15 protein-coding genes and 1 riboswitch are annotated in these 13,999 nt (G+C 63.7%); of the genes, 7 read left to right on the top strand and 8 right to left on the bottom strand.

Annotated elements, in window-relative coordinates:
- Nucleotides 1–45: 45 nt before the first annotated feature.
- Together FHX14_RS24220 and FHX14_RS24215 are read left to right on the top strand one after the other, a co-directional pair.
- On the top strand, nucleotides 46–1,197 hold the full coding sequence (locus tag FHX14_RS24220; protein WP_003593619.1) for an ROK family transcriptional regulator: 1,152 nt from the start codon (nucleotides 46–48) through the stop codon (nucleotides 1,195–1,197).
- Nucleotides 1,198–1,460: 263 nt separating this feature from the next.
- On the top strand, nucleotides 1,461–2,483 hold the full coding sequence (locus FHX14_RS24215; RefSeq protein ID WP_184379176.1) for an LLM class flavin-dependent oxidoreductase: 1,023 nt from the start codon (nucleotides 1,461–1,463) through the stop codon (nucleotides 2,481–2,483).
- Between the two features lie 24 nt (nucleotides 2,484–2,507).
- Here FHX14_RS24215 and FHX14_RS24210 read toward each other — a convergent pair whose 3' ends face one another.
- Nucleotides 2,508–3,332, bottom strand: a complete 825-nt coding sequence (locus FHX14_RS24210) for an AraC family transcriptional regulator (RefSeq protein WP_184379174.1) — start codon at nucleotides 3,330–3,332, stop codon at nucleotides 2,508–2,510.
- Between the two features lie 97 nt (nucleotides 3,333–3,429).
- Between FHX14_RS24210 and FHX14_RS24205 the strand changes: the two genes are divergently transcribed.
- Both FHX14_RS24205 and FHX14_RS24200 read left to right on the top strand, forming a co-directional pair.
- On the top strand, nucleotides 3,430–4,353 hold the full coding sequence (locus FHX14_RS24205; protein WP_183697868.1) for a phytanoyl-CoA dioxygenase family protein: 924 nt from the start codon (nucleotides 3,430–3,432) through the stop codon (nucleotides 4,351–4,353).
- Between the two features lie 129 nt (nucleotides 4,354–4,482).
- A complete protein-coding gene (locus FHX14_RS24200) occupies nucleotides 4,483–5,406 on the top strand; it encodes a LysR family transcriptional regulator (protein ID WP_179613198.1) in 924 nt (307 codons plus the stop codon).
- Here FHX14_RS24200 and FHX14_RS24195 read toward each other — a convergent pair.
- The 3 genes from FHX14_RS24195 to FHX14_RS24185 form a co-directional block, all read right to left on the bottom strand.
- Entirely contained in the window at nucleotides 5,395–6,651 is a 1,257-nt protein-coding gene (locus tag FHX14_RS24195; protein ID WP_184379172.1) for an MFS transporter, read from the bottom strand. The genes FHX14_RS24200 and FHX14_RS24195 overlap by 12 nt on opposite strands.
- Nucleotides 6,648–7,298: a helix-turn-helix domain-containing protein gene (locus FHX14_RS24190; protein WP_179613196.1), complete on the bottom strand. Its 651-nt coding sequence runs from the start codon at nucleotides 7,296–7,298 to the stop codon at nucleotides 6,648–6,650. Before FHX14_RS24190 ends, FHX14_RS24195 begins: the two co-directional genes overlap by 4 nt.
- 72 nt (nucleotides 7,299–7,370) lie before the next feature.
- Nucleotides 7,371–8,483, bottom strand: a complete 1,113-nt coding sequence (locus FHX14_RS24185; RefSeq protein WP_184379170.1) for an adenylate/guanylate cyclase domain-containing protein — start codon at nucleotides 8,481–8,483, stop codon at nucleotides 7,371–7,373.
- A gap of 194 nt (nucleotides 8,484–8,677) precedes the next feature.
- Between FHX14_RS24185 and FHX14_RS24180 the strand changes: the two genes are divergently transcribed.
- Nucleotides 8,678–8,902: a hypothetical protein gene (locus tag FHX14_RS24180; RefSeq protein ID WP_003593606.1), complete on the top strand. Its 225-nt coding sequence runs from the start codon at nucleotides 8,678–8,680 to the stop codon at nucleotides 8,900–8,902.
- Nucleotides 8,903–9,116: 214 nt separating this feature from the next.
- Here the strand turns inward: FHX14_RS24180 and FHX14_RS24175 are convergent, their stop codons facing one another.
- Entirely contained in the window at nucleotides 9,117–9,437 is a 321-nt protein-coding gene (locus FHX14_RS24175; RefSeq protein WP_003593605.1) for a hypothetical protein, read from the bottom strand.
- Nucleotides 9,438–9,619: 182 nt separating this feature from the next.
- Complete coding sequence (locus FHX14_RS24170; RefSeq protein ID WP_003593603.1) at nucleotides 9,620–10,066, bottom strand: SRPBCC family protein; 447 nt, start codon at nucleotides 10,064–10,066, stop codon at nucleotides 9,620–9,622.
- A 228-nt stretch (nucleotides 10,067–10,294) separates the two neighbouring features.
- Nucleotides 10,295–10,439, top strand: a riboswitch (FMN riboswitch).
- A gap of 78 nt (nucleotides 10,440–10,517) precedes the next feature.
- On the opposite strand from FHX14_RS24170, the gene FHX14_RS24165 reads away from it, so the two are divergent.
- Complete coding sequence (locus tag FHX14_RS24165) at nucleotides 10,518–10,952, top strand: 6,7-dimethyl-8-ribityllumazine synthase (protein WP_012558171.1); 435 nt, start codon at nucleotides 10,518–10,520, stop codon at nucleotides 10,950–10,952.
- A 161-nt stretch (nucleotides 10,953–11,113) separates the two neighbouring features.
- Nucleotides 11,114–11,803 (top strand): VOC family protein, encoded by a 690-nt coding sequence (locus FHX14_RS24160; RefSeq protein ID WP_184379168.1) that lies wholly within the window; start codon nucleotides 11,114–11,116, stop codon nucleotides 11,801–11,803.
- A 341-nt stretch (nucleotides 11,804–12,144) separates the two neighbouring features.
- Here FHX14_RS24160 and FHX14_RS24155 read toward each other — a convergent pair whose 3' ends face one another.
- Together FHX14_RS24155 and FHX14_RS24150 are read right to left on the bottom strand one after the other, a co-directional pair.
- On the bottom strand, nucleotides 12,145–12,921 hold the full coding sequence (locus FHX14_RS24155) for a DUF1194 domain-containing protein (RefSeq protein ID WP_003593598.1): 777 nt from the start codon (nucleotides 12,919–12,921) through the stop codon (nucleotides 12,145–12,147).
- Nucleotides 12,922–13,029: 108 nt separating this feature from the next.
- The gene (locus FHX14_RS24150) at nucleotides 13,030–13,932 is read right to left on the bottom strand and encodes a LysR family transcriptional regulator (RefSeq protein ID WP_003593596.1); all 903 of its coding nucleotides are present in this window, start codon (nucleotides 13,930–13,932) and stop codon (nucleotides 13,030–13,032) included.
- Between the last annotated feature and the right edge of the window lie 67 nt (nucleotides 13,933–13,999).

Genomic DNA, 13,999 nt, shown 5'->3' with positions numbered 1-13,999 from the left:
AATTACTACACGTCTCTAGTAATTATCGGCGAAGGAGATGTTGGAATGGCCTATTTCCCGGAACCCCTGATCGCGCCGCGCTTCCTGCGCGAAGGCGGTGGCGTCGTTTCTTCGAACGAGCGCGACATGCTGAGACTGATCTGGCGTCATCCGGGCCTCTCCCGCTCCGAAGTCACCGGCCATACCGACCTTACCCAGCAATCCGTCTACCGGATCATCGACCAGTTGGAGGAGCGCGGCATCGTCTCCTTCGGTTCGCCGAAGCCCGGCACCGGCCGCGGCCAGCCGAGCCCGACTCTGCGCCTCGAAGGCCGCTATGCCTATAGCTGCGGCATCTCGGTCAATACCGACGTGATCGGCATTTGCCTGATGGATATATCAGGCAAGGTGCTGGCCGAAAGCAGCATCATCCTGCGGGAGCGCTCGATGGCCCAGTCGCTCGATCTCGTGCGTGAGCACCTGGCCGAACATCAGCGAGCAAACGACCTCTCCGAGGACGCCTTTTTCGGCATCGGCTTTGCCATTGCCGGCTTCCACGTCAGCGGCACCCGCTACAATGCGCCGCTGCCGCTGCATGAATGGTCGCTGATCGAGCTCGGGCCGCTGCTGACGGATTTCTTTGGCAAGCCGGTCTGGGTGCACAATGGCGGCAAGGCGGGAACGGTCGCCGAATCAATGTTCGGCGCCGGCCGCTACATAAGGCACTTCGCCTATTTGAGCTTCAACTACGGTTTCGGCGGCGGCCTCGTCAGCAACGGCGAGCTGCTGCACAACGGCGTCGGCAATGCCGGCGAATTCTCCGGCATATATGATGCCGAGGAGAACAAGCGCCGGCCGGCCCTGCAGTACCTGATCGAAAATCTCAACCGCAACGGTCTCGACATTCCCTCGATCAGCTACATGCGCAAACATTTCGATCCGAAATGGCCGGGCGTTGCCGAATGGGTGGACGAGGTAACGCCCGCCTACAGCCGCCTCATCAACGCCATCTGGGCCATCTTCGATCCGCAGGGCATCATTTTCGGCGGCCAGATCCCATCTGCTCTGGCGCAGATGCTCATCGACCGCACCGAAATTTTCGACCGTCCCCGCTACGGCGTGCCGCGCCCCCGCCCGAAGCTGATCATCTCCGAAATCGCAAGCGATGCCTCGGCCATGGGCGCGGCGATCGCCCCGTTCAAATCGGCTTATTATTGAGCGTAAGCGGGCCGGCGAGCCAAGCTGTTAGCTCTCTCCGACCTCATCCTGAGGTGCCCCTTAAGGGGCCTCGAAGGATGAGGGATGATCGGTGCCCCAAGACGGAGGAGAGGCGCAGCAACCGGCGTTAGGCGCACCTCCCACTGGACTGCAACCGCCATACGACAGCGCGGATGCGCCGCACCCCGCCGGTTCCGATTGTCATGCAACCCGGAACTGTGCGATGACCCATCGACCACAAAAGCAACGGATAAAGGCGCGACATGAAGAAGATCGGTTTCCTCTCGTTCGGGCACTGGACGCCCTCGCCGCAATCGCAGACGCGCTCGGCGGGCGATGCGCTGCTGCAATCGATCGACCTTGCCGTCGCGGCCGAGGAACTCGGTGCGGATGGGGCGTATTTTCGGGTGCATCATTTCGCCCGGCAGCTCGCCGCCCCCTTCCCGCTGCTATCGGCCGTCGGCGCGAGGACCAGCCGGATCGAGATCGGCACCGCCGTCATCGACATGCGTTACGAGAACCCGCTCTACATGGCCGAGGATGCGGGTGCCGCCGACCTCATCGCCGGCGGCCGGCTGCAGCTCGGCATCAGTCGTGGCTCGCCGGAACAGGTGATCGATGGCTGGCGCCATTTCGGCTATGCCCCATCGGAAGGTCAGGACGAGGCCGAGATGGCCCGCCGCCACGCAGAAGTGTTTCTTGAGGTCCTGCGCGGCGAAGGTTTTGCCAAGCCCAACCCACGGCCGATGTTTCCGAACCCGCCCGGCCTCCTGCGTCTCGAGCCCCATTCGGAGGGGCTGCGCGAGCGGATCTGGTGGGGCGCAAGCTCCAATGCCACCGCCATCTGGGCGGCCAAGCTCGGCATGAACCTGCAGAGTTCGACGCTGAAGGATGACGAAACGGGAGAGCCGTTCCACGTCCAGCAGGCCGATCAGATCCGCGCTTACCGCGAGGCCTGGAAGGCGGCCGGCCACGCGCGCCAGCCGCGCGTTTCGGTCAGCCGCAGCATTTTCGCCCTGGTCGACGATCGCGACCGCGCCTATTTCGGCTATGGCAACGACGGGGACGACAAGATCGGTTTCATCGACGAGAAGACCCGGGCGATCTTCGGCCGCAGCTATGCCGCCGAGCCCGACATTCTGATCAAACAGCTTGCCGAAGACGAGGCGATCGCCGAGGCCGACACGCTGCTGCTCACCGTCCCCAACCAGCTCGGCGTCACCTACAACGCCCATGTCATCGAGGCAATTCTGACCCACGTCGCCCCGGCGCTTGGCTGGCGCTGACGCTCCGGCCAAAGCACCGGGCGCTCACATTCGCCTGTATCTGGCGCGGAATTCGCGGGGACTGCAGCCCTCCCGCTCGTGGAAGACCCGTGAAAAATAAAAGGGGTCATCGAGACCGATCATGGCGGCAACCGCTTCGATTTTTTCGTCGGTGGTAGCCAACAGCTGTTTGGCATGATCCATACGTGCCCGAAGCTGAAATGCCTTGGGCGGCAGCCCCGTTTCAAGCGTGAACCGCCGGCGCAATGTTGCCGGAGACATCTGGTGCTCGGCGGCAAAGGCGGCGAGGTCGAGCGGTTGCATCGCCCGCCGCCGCAGCGTTTCGACGATCACGGCCATGTCGGGCCTTTCCTGGCGTCGATCAGCCGCTCCGATTGCCTGTCTGGCGGCCGATATGACGATGCGATGCAGCATCAATGCCGCCGACGCTTGCCCCAGGTGGGTATCGTCGAGCAGATCGGCATGGAGCATTCCGAAGAGCCGCGCCACGTCATCGAGGCGATGCAAGGCGACGACCGGATGTCGCTCGGCAATGATCCTCAGCCTGACGAAGTCCCGCGTGAAGGATCCTTCGAAAAGCGCCCAGCGCTCGTCCCAGCCGTCTTCGTCGGGAGAATAGGAATGCGCGCGGTTGGGAAACAGCCAGAACAGGGCAGGCCCGGTCAGGCTGAGGTGGCCGCTGGCGGCGGTCTCCAGCCAGCCCTGCCCGCGCTCCACCAGCACGACGGCGAAACTCGGAAGTTTCCGGTCGGTCACCGAATGGCGTGCATGCTGCCTGCCGCTTCCGGTGACCGCCAGTCCGCCGGCCGCGCCAAGCGGCGTTCTGTAAATGGCCTCGGCCTGTCTCATGATGAGCGAAAAGTCCAGGTACCAGTTTCCTCTATGTCGGTTAGTCCTGCAGATCAGATAAATAAAGGCAACTCAATTCAAGCTGGGGAAGGCTGAAATGTCGATTGCCGCCGAAGTCATGCAGGCCAGAACACCGGAATTTTCCCTGACCGCCCACGGCAAAACCTTGGTTGCGGAGCGGATCGGCTGGCTGACGCCGACCGATCCGGCCATCGGCGTCGACGCCATCCGCCGCCGCTACCAGAAGGATGGCTATGTCTGGCTGAAAGGTCTTCTGCCGCGGGCAGCTGTCATCGATTTCCGTGGCTGGGTGTTCGAACGCCTCGCGGTGACAGGACTGGTCGAGCCCGGCAGCGATTTTTCGCAAGGGATTGCGTCGGCCGCCAGCGTCGACTGGAGCCTGGCGGACCGGCGGCTGATGTCGCTTGTCCGCTCCGCCGCCTATGAAGGTTTTTGCGCACAGCCGCCGCTCACCCGCTTCATGGATGATTTCCTGCAGGGCATCTCCTATCTGCACAAGCGCAAGATCATGCGCTTCACCAAGCCGGGAACGCCGACGGCCACACCCGCTCACTACGATCTCGTCTATCTCCGCGGCGGCACCAGTCGCCTGGTGACGGCCTGGATCCCGATCGGCGACATCCCTGCCGAGATGGGCGGCCTCGTCTACCTCGAAGGTTCGCACGCGCTTGGCGTCAAGATGGAGGCGAAGTTCCAGGCCGCAAGCGGCGATCTTTCGCCTGAAGAGCGGATCAGCGCCTATAACAGCCACATGACGGAAGGCGGCTGGGTCTCGAAAGATCTTCCCGATATGGCCGAGCGCTTCGACACCCGCTGGCTTGCCGCCGATTATGAGGCCGGCGACGTTGTGCTCCACTCGCCCTACATGATCCACGCCTCGACCACCAACCAGGACAGCAGCCGGCGGCTGCGCCTCTCCACCGACATCAGATATCAGAATGTCGACGACGAGATCGACGCCCGATGGAACAACCATTGGAGCCTCGGCGATATGCTGTAGCCCGGCTTCAGCGCCCCGGCAGCGAAGCGTCGGGACCTTACTGCCGCCGTGAGCGTTGATGGTCCAAGCCTTGAATCGGTTGCATGACTGACCGACTTATGGCTGGGACCGAACCGCTCGAGTTGCCTGATGCCGCGCACGAACCTGAACGATATCCTGATCTTCATGGCCGTCGTCGATGCCGGAAGTTTTATCGCCGGCGGCCAGGCCATGGGCCTGTCCCGCTCGGCGGCTGGAAAGGCCGTCATCCGCCTCGAAGACCGGCTCGGCGCACGTCTGCTCAACCGCACGACGAGAACGCTGAGCCTGACCGATGAAGGGCGGGTATTTTACGAGCGCGGCCTGCAGATCCTTGCGTCGGTCGACGAGGCGGAAGCGAGTCTGGGAGGCCAGAGCGGCATGCCGCGCGGCCTTCTCAGACTGACTGTACCCGATGCCTTCGGCCGGCTCGTCGTGCTGCCCCTGCTGGAAAAATATCTTCACGCCTGGCCCGACATCCAGATCGAGGTGAGCTTTACCGATCACCTCTCCGACATCATCGAGGACGGCTTCGATCTGGCGATCCGCATCGGCGCCGCGGCGTCGGATACCCGGCTGGTCTCGCGCGTGATCGCCACCTACAAGACGCGCCTCTGCGCCTCGCCCTCCTATCTCGCCGCGAACGGCGAGCCGCGCGAAATCGACGATCTCGCAGCCCACGACTGCCTGATTTTTGCCAACCGCAATCAAAGGCAAGGCTGGCGTTTTCGCGGCAAGGGCGGTTCCTGGATCAAGGCGCAGGGGCGCAGCCGCCTGAGGCTCGACAGCGGCGAGGCGATCCGCGACGCTGCCCTGGCGGGATTGGGCATCGCGCTCCTGCCCGATTTTCTCATCGCCGGCGATCTCGCCGCCGGGCGTCTCCGGCAGGTCCTGCCCGACCTGGAAGCCGATGACGCCAAGATCGTCACGCTCTATCCCGACAAGCGCCTGCTGGAACCGCGCATCCACCGTTTCGTCGATCTGATGGTCGAGGCGTTGGGGCATGAGAGATCGGACGCGCGCTCATCGCCTTGATACGGAAGCACCGGCATCGGCAATTGCCCTGTCGAAACCGCGGAAACTTTTCAGGGCAAGGGGAAAGAGAGTGGCGACGAGATAGGCAAGCCCGGTGAGCAGCAGCGCCGCGGCAAGACCGATCGTGCTGATCAGCGCGCCGCCGACGAGGCCGCCGAAGGGAATGAGGGCGAAGCAGAGGGCGGTGTTCAATGCGATGACGCGGCCGGTCAGCGGCTTGGGGATGCGCTCGAAGATCACCGCCGACAGGATCGGGTTGAGGAAGCCCGAGGCGAATCCTCCGATGGCCAGGATTGTAAAGACAAGGCCGAGCGGCGCATCCATCGCAACAACGAGAAAACGCGGAAAGCCGGTCAACAGGAACGCCACGGTGTAGACGATCAGGCGCGGCATCCGCTCGCCGATTGCTGCGGCAATCGCCGCACCTGCGATCGACGCGCCGGCGAATGCCGCAAACATCGCTCCCAGCAGTTCCGGACCATGGCCGGAATCACGTGTCCAGACAGGCAGCAGCACCGCATGATAGGCCTGGTCCAGCAGATTGGTGATCGCCACCATGACGACGATGCTGACGAGCACCGCATCGCCGCGCAGAAAGCGCCAGCCTTCACGGAGATCATCGAGATAAGAAGCCCTCTCGGCCGGTCGGGCGCCAGATAGCTCTGGCATGCGCCGCATCTCGGGGATGCCGACGGCGACGATCAGCGCGGCGGCGGCGAAGGTGGCGGCGTTGACGAGCAGCGCCTGGCCCGGGCCGATCAGGCCGATCAGCGCGCCGGCGCCGGCCGCACCCGCCGTCGAGGCAAGCCGCTCGATGGCGCTGGCGACGCCGGTCACCCGTTCGAGCGGCACATTCGCCAGCCTGGCGATGTCGGGAACCATCGCCTGCTTGGCGGCGTCGGAAGGCCCACGCAGCACGCCCATGGCAAAGACGATAAGCAGCAGCACCGGCATGCCGAGCAGGCCGAAAAAATCGAGCAGCGGCACCAGCCCTACCACGACCACCGAGGCGGTATCGCAGACGATGGCGATGCGCTTGGCGCCGACGCGGTCGATCAGCGGCCCGCCGAGCGCCTTGGCGACGACATAGGGCAGCATCTCCATCATCGCCGTGACGCCGGTCAGGACAGGACTGCCCGTCGTGCTCAGCACCAGCCAGGGAATAGCGACGGTCGACAGCCGCGTGCCGGAAAGCGAACATGTCTCGGCTGCGGCAAGCGCCAGGAAGGGCCTGGCCCTCCTCACGCCTCGTCCTCCCCTTCGCGATGCGGAAGGCGGCCCGGATAGGGGAAGGCGTGCAGCATGACATAAAAAGGAACCAGGTCGGAGTTCCGAGACGCCGCCTCGCCCAGCGGCGGGGCCGCCCGCATCGCTTCCAGAATGATGCCGGTCAGCCGTTTCGTCAGAGCCTCGGCCTGATCAGCCGTCATCGGAATAATGATGTCATCGGCCGCCGTCGCCTTGCGCCACTCCGCCGGCAGTTCGGCATATTCCTCCAGCGCCTGCTGCATCTGGCCGACCTGCAGCGAGAGCGCCGCCTGGTTGAAAGCGAGGTCGAGATCGAGTGCCTCTCCCTCGGCTTCGCTTGGCGGCACCGAGGTCAGCTCATGGCTGGCGCGCCACCAGCGATCGCGCCGTGAGGCATGCGGCGCCTCCTCGATGAAGCCATATTGGGCAAGCTGGCGCAGATGATAGCTCGTCGCACCGCTGTTCAGGCCCAGCCGCGCGGCGAGTTGCGTTGCCGTGGCAGGCCCATCGATCCTCAGCATGCCGAGCATGCGCAGCCGGACAGGATGGGCCAGCGCCTTCAGTGCCGTCGGTTCGGGCACGACGCGGCTGACGGTGCGGGAGGCGACGGCATCTGCTGCGGGCTTAGGGTGCGGATGTTTCATGCTTCAAGCATATATTTGCAAACATATCTTTGCAAATATTTCTTTGCAAAAGTGATGCGCCTGCCCGCAGGCTCAATCCTCCCGCAGGGTAAAGACCGCGCAAGGGTCGGCGATGCCGCGGAGGGTGTGCTCTCCGAGCGGCATCAAGGGCGTCGCCGTATTCGCCGCCACCGCACCTGAGATCAGCACAGTTCGGCCAAGCGGCTTGCAGAGCCCTTCCAACCGGCTGACCAGATTGACCGCGGGGCCGATGGCGGTAAAGTCCAGCCGGTCGGCCGCGCCGATATTGCCCCACAGGATCTCGCCGAAATGCAGCGCCGCGCCGAACGGCAACGGCGCCAGCCCCTGTGCCTGGCGCACCTGGTCGAGATGAACCATGCCGGCACGGCTGGCGGCGACTGCCCGCAATGCGGCCTCGCAGGCCTCCCGGTCTCCTTCGACCGCTCCGCCGGAAGCCGGCGTCACCGGAAAGATCGCCAGCACGCCGTCGCCGATGAATTTCAGCACCTCGCCGCCGAAGGCATGCACGGCGCCTGCGACGCGGTCGAAATAGGCGTCCAGCGCGGTGATCATCTGGTGAGGCTCGGTCGCCTCGGAGAGCGCGGTGAAGTCGCGCAGATCGGCACAGAGAAGAGCGGCTCGGATGGTCTCGCCGGTGCCGCGGGCAAGCGCGCCGGCCTGCACCCGGGCCGCACTGCGCCGGCCGAGATAGGCTTCGAGCAGCGCGGCCCGCGCCTCCCGCGCAGCAAGTGCGGCGAGCGGCGCAGCGGCAAAACGCGCCACCTCGCGCAGCAGGCTGATCGCGGCCGGGCCGAATGCGCTGCCCCCTTCCCCGTTGGCAACCCCCGCCCAGCCGAGCAGCGAGCCGTCCGATGCCTGATTATCCTCTGCAGGCCCGATCCTGGTGTCCCACACCGGCCCCAGCCCGGCCAGCCACTCGCGCCCGGCTTCGCTCTGCGGAGTGGCGGCAAAGGCCAACGCCTCGATGACGGCCCCGGTTTCAGCCCGCCACAGCCAGGTGCGCCGCGCGATGATCGGATGCGGCACCGATAGCGTCAGCGCGCCGCCCGAAAGCGGCAGGCCTTCAGCCAAAAGCCGGCGCCCGAGCTCGGCCAGAAACCGTTCGGGACCGGGCGAGGCACCGGCCTCATCAACCAGCCAGGCAAGGGGAGACGGCAGATCCATGCTGCAACATGACACTGCCCCGGGACGTCCGCAAGGATGCCGTCTGGAGCCTGTCGACACCTTGTGCCATTCCTGCGCAGACAATTCCTGTCGCGAATATTCCATCACGGGGAAAAGCGAAAAATAACGCTTTAAACTTGCGCCGTTTTGATTTCATTATGCGGCCGTTCGTCATCGTGTGATTGAGGGGTACGATGGGCACGATATTCTGGCCGAAAGATCCGTTGGATGGGAATGACATGACGCTGCTGACGTCGATCCTTCGGCGGTGGTGCGAAAGGTATCAGGTCGAGCTGACGGCGGAGGAAAGCAGCCGCAAGGCAAAGGAACTCGTCGAATGGTTCGAATTCGGCGTCAAGGATCCGATCGAGCTCGCGGAACTGATCGACGACAAGCACTGGCTCGTCAGCAGGATCTGACCCCAGGGGCTGCGGAAAATTTCATAGGAAAAGGCCGGGCGAAACTTCGCACCGGCCCTCGTCAACTTGCCTCTAAAGCGCGTCGCGATCTTTCAGATTCGCTCCTTGCGCTTTAGGTCTTTGTCTTCCGCATGTCGTTGCGGCAAAAGCGCTTCGCGCTTTGCCTGGGAAAACCGCTGTACACTTTTTGCGCGACATGCTTTAACCAAGGCTTTTAGTCGTCATCCCGCCAGCGACGGTCGCGATCCCAGCGCCGCTCATGGCCCCAGCGCGGGCCGTCCCAATCGCGGTGGCGTCGCTCCCAGCCCCAACGCGGCGGGCCACCGTAAAATGCCACCGGCGGCGGGCGTCGCCAATTCGGCCGGCATTCGCCCCAGCGGGTCAGATGCCAGCCGCGGCCGCACGCATAGTCGACCTTCGTGACATCGCTTGTGACTTTGCTCTGGACATTGATTGTCCCCATCGGCATCGCCTCAGCCGTACCGATCGAGAGGCTGCCAGCGAGCAAGGCAGCCGCGATAGAAAGTGCCTTCATCGAAAACTCCATTTCATCCAGCCGCCCTGACCTTATGGCCGCCAAATTGAACTGGAGATGAACTGCACGTTCATGTTTAGACGAGAAAAAAGGTGTTTTCGGACGCCCGATCGGGGTGTCGCCGCACCACTTTTCCCGCGGCGTCAAGCGCTTGTGGGCGCCCGCTGCCCGTAAAAAATCGTTCATGTTCTGCCGTGAAAACTGTCAGGACCGGGATCGCGCCCGGCGGCGACCTCGGTCAGCCGTCCAAGGTAGTGCGCCCAGCCTTCCGCATGGCCGGCGCATTGATCGGCGCTCGGCAGGCCGCTATGGGTCAGCCGCAGCAGCGTTCCGCCTCCTTGCTCGATCAGGTCGATCTCGACCAGACTGGACCCCGGCGGCACCACCTCGCTGCCGTCCCAGCCGAAGCTATAGGCAAGGCGATGAACCGGCACCACCTCGCGAAACGAGCCGCGCGCAAAACGAGCGCCGGTGACGTTGACGAGATAGAGCCCGCCCGGCTGCGGCTCGACCTGAGCCTCCGTTCCCATCCAGCGCAGAATCTTTTCCGGGTCGGTCATCAGCGCAAACACCGCCGCCGGCGGCGCCGCGATATGCGCCTCGCGGTGAACGACGAGGGGATCTTGCATGTCTCTCTCCCATGGTTGTGATGGCCTGCCCTCGCCTCAGGCGGGATCAGCGGGTCATGCTGTGTAGATTGGGTGTCCTCATCGGAAACATGTAGGCAAACGTGTGCGTTCAGCAAGGGCGCTCGGGGCGCCATCCTCACATTGCCGGACACCGGCGGCGCCGCTCCTTGCGCATTGCAGAAAGCATTTCGCCCTATTGCCAGCTTGCCGCCTTCCCCCTATTGTCCCCGCCGTTCTCAGGGCGGGGTGAAAGTCCCTACCGGCGGTATGCAGTTTCGATTGCGAGCCCGCGAGCGCCTTCCCTAGGGAAGGGTCAGCAGATCAGGTGAGATGCCTGAGCCGACGGTCATAGTCCGGATGAAAGAGAACGTGCGTTCCTGCCGCCCTTGCGGCTGTCGGGGACGTTCGTGATCGCCTTGGGTGATGTGTCTGTTCGCCAAAGGAGATTACCATGACACCCACCCGCTACGCCTTTATCAAAGCCAGCTGGCACGCCGACATCGTCGACCGCGCCCTTGACGGCTTCTACCAGCTCGTGCCGCCCGAGCAGGTCGACGTGTTCGATGTTCCCGGCGCCTTCGAAATGCCGCTCCTTTCGCGCGACCTTGCCGCAACCGGGCGCTATGCCGCCGTCGTTGCCGCCGCTTTCGTCGTCGACGGCGGAATTTACCGCCATGAATTCGTCGCCCAGGCCGTGGTCGACGGGCTGATGCGCGCCGGCATGGATACCGGCGTGCCGGTGCTGTCGGTTTCGCTGACGCCGCATCAATATCAAGAAACCGACCACCACAAGCAGATCTACCGGGCACACTTCGTCGAGAAAGGGCGGGAGGCCGCAAAGGCTGCGCTGACGATCGGCAAGACACGCGCAGCACTTGCCGCGTAGCAAGGCTGATCCTCGAACCGAGGCGGCGGGACCGATCCCGCCGTCTTCATCAGGTCAATTCCGACAGAATAATTGATTCGACGCCCTCGCCGCGCTGTGGTCCACTCGACCCCGACATGTATCGCCATTCTTAACGCATCCAGAACCCCAAGGAGCTGAAGATGAGCAATGCAATGCGCAGTGAACCCCCTATCGAAAATCCGAAAACACGCCCGGTCGACACCAAGCTCGAAGTGGTCGTCATCCCCGTTTCCGACGTCGACCGCGCCAAACGTTTTTATGACGGCCTCGGCTGGCGGCTCGACGCCGACTTCGCCAATGATGCCGATTTCCGGGTGATCCAGTTCACCCCGCCCGGCTCCGGCTGCGCGATCATTTTCGGCAAGAACATAACCGCAGCCGCACCCGGCTCCGCCCAGGGGCTCTACCTCATCGTCTCCGACATCGAGGCCGCCCGCCGCGATCTCATCGCCCGCGGCGTCGAGGTCAGCGAGGTGTTCCATGACGCTGCCGGCGTCTATGCCGGCAAGGACGAACCCTACCTCTTCGGACGGCTGAGGCTTGCCGGCCGCGATCCCGATCATCGCAGCTATCGCTCCTTCGCCTCGTTCAAGGATCCCGACGGCAACGGCTGGCTGTTCCAGGAAGTCACCCAGCGCCTGCCCGGACGCATCGACGCCGACGAGACGGCCTTTGCGACCTCGAGCGACCTTGCATCAGCGCTGCGCCGCGCGGCCACCGCCCACGGCGAACACGAGAAACGCAACGGCGGCAAACACGATGAGAACTGGCCGGAGTGGTACGCCGAATACATGGTCAGCGAACGGGCCGGCCGGGAACTGCCATTGTAGATGGCGGTAGGCGCCAAGAGCACCCGCCTCGCCTTTCGATGGCCCCTGAGGAGTCATCTCAGGGCGAAGCTTTCTTGGATGCCGCACCTCTCATCTTTACCGGCACGCCGTGTGGTACCCCCCTCTGGCCTGCCGGCCATCTCCCCCACAAGGGTGGAGATCGACAGGAGGCTTGACCATCGCTCCCTCTCGAACGGCAGCGACAATCACAATTCTCAGCTGTTTGGGGAAGCCGTCGCGCCCAGCCGATCTCCCTCCTTGTGGGGGAGATGTCCGGCAGGACAGAGGGGGGTGCCACACCACATGTCCTCTCATCCCAAATCACGCCAGCGAGCCACCCCTCACCGATCAAAAAAATCCCGCCACTGTTTCTCGCCAACCATGCAATCTGTCACCGGCCCAGCCCCCGCTATCTCCCGCACCGTCGCCGGTGGGGAAAGGCCGCTGATCTCCAGCACCAGCTTGCGGCGCACGGCAACGGCGAAATCCTCGATCTTGTGGACCGGCAGCACGAAGGCGCCGGGGCCGCCGATCACGCAGTCGGCATAATATGTATCCAGCCCGTTGGGGGCATCGGAGGGCCGCAGCATGATGGCAAGGCCGTTGATGATCATGCCGGCTTCCACCGCCTTGTCGCGCGCCGGTATAACCGGATTGCCGGAATTGTTCGGGCCGTCGCCGGAGACGTCGATCACCTCCCGCCTGCCTCGAAACGGGCTGGTGATGATCATGCTGGCGCCCTGGCCGATCGCTGTGGATATCGAGGTGCGCCGTTGCGTGGCGATCGGCCGGGCTTCGATCTTGCCGGCAAAGGCGATCGCATCCTCTTCCGTCTCGATCACCTGCCAGTCGATCACCGAATCCTGGACGACATAGCCCGCCCATTCGAAATAGCTAATGGCAATGCGGCCGGTCAGACCGCCCTTCACCGCATCAAGGAATTCCTTGTGCTTGAGCGCCTCGACATAGCCCTCGCGCTGAATCCCGATCTCTTCGAAATCCATCGACCGCGAGGTGTCGACGGCAAGCACGAGGCTGACGTCGACCTCGTTTGTCCCCGCCTGCGCTGCTGGGACGAGGCCGGAAAGACCCATGAGCACCGCAACTGTCGTCAGCATCGGTAAATCCCCGCGCCATCCAAGCCAGCAAACTGTAACACAGCTTGATCGACCAGGGGCGCCGGCCCGCAGGCGCGGCTTCAATTTTCGGTGATGGCATCGGGGGACTCAATGCAGGGGGAGCCACAAGGGGGTCTTCCACGCCTTCAACGCTTCGAGAAAGACCTGCAGGCGCAAGGGCAGGAAGCGGCGTGTCGGATAGACCGCATGCACGAATATCTCCTCGGACGACCAGTCCGGCAGCAGGCGGATGAGTTCGCCTCTTCTAATCTCATCGTCGCAATAGGTGGAAGGCAGCAGACCGATGCCGTGTCCGCGATAGGTGAAGGCGCTCACCGCCTCGAAATCCCGGCTGGAGACCGGCCCCGACACCTGCTGGCGGACCGATTTGCGGCCGCTGACGAGATGCCATTCCGCTTCGCCGTTGCGGCCGTTCAGCAGCACGCACTGATGGTCCTTCAGGTCTTCGGGCTTCGAGGGAAGCGCCCTGCCCTTCATATAGTCCGGCGCGGCGACCAGATAGCGCACGCTCTTTCCGAGCCGCTGCGCGACGATCGAGGAATCCTTGAGCTCGCCGAAGCGGATGCCGAGATCGATATTCTCGGCGATCAGATCGAGGAACAGGTTGGTGACGAAGAGATCGATCCGGATTTCGGGATAGGTCTTCAGGAAGGTCGAAACGAATTCGTAGAAAACCTCCTGCCCGAAGATGACGGGCACGGAGATCTTCAGCAAGCCCTCCGGCTTTCTCTGGGTTTCCGTCAGTGCCTGCTCGGCGTCGATAAGATGGGCGAGCGGTTCGCTGCACTGATCGAAATAGGCGCTGCCCTGCGCGGTCAGGCTGAGCTTGCGGGTCGTGCGCTGCAGCAGCGTCACGCCGAGTTGCTCCTCCAGCGACGTCACTTTCCGGCTGACGGTCGAGACCGGCATGCCGAGAGAATGGGCGGCGCGGCTGAAGCTGCCGTACCGCGCCACCGTCACGAAAACCGCGATGTCATTCAGGTCTGCCATGTCGCGATTTTTGCATATATGCAAAAGAGAATCTAGATATTTCCATCTAATCGATGAATGGAGTTTT

Source organism: Rhizobium sp. BK619 (assembly GCF_014195245.1).
GTDB classification, from domain to species: domain Bacteria; phylum Pseudomonadota; class Alphaproteobacteria; order Rhizobiales; family Rhizobiaceae; genus Rhizobium; species Rhizobium acidisoli.
The sequence above is the reverse complement of the archived record's forward strand: the minus strand, read 5'-3'. Positions and strand labels throughout refer to the sequence as shown.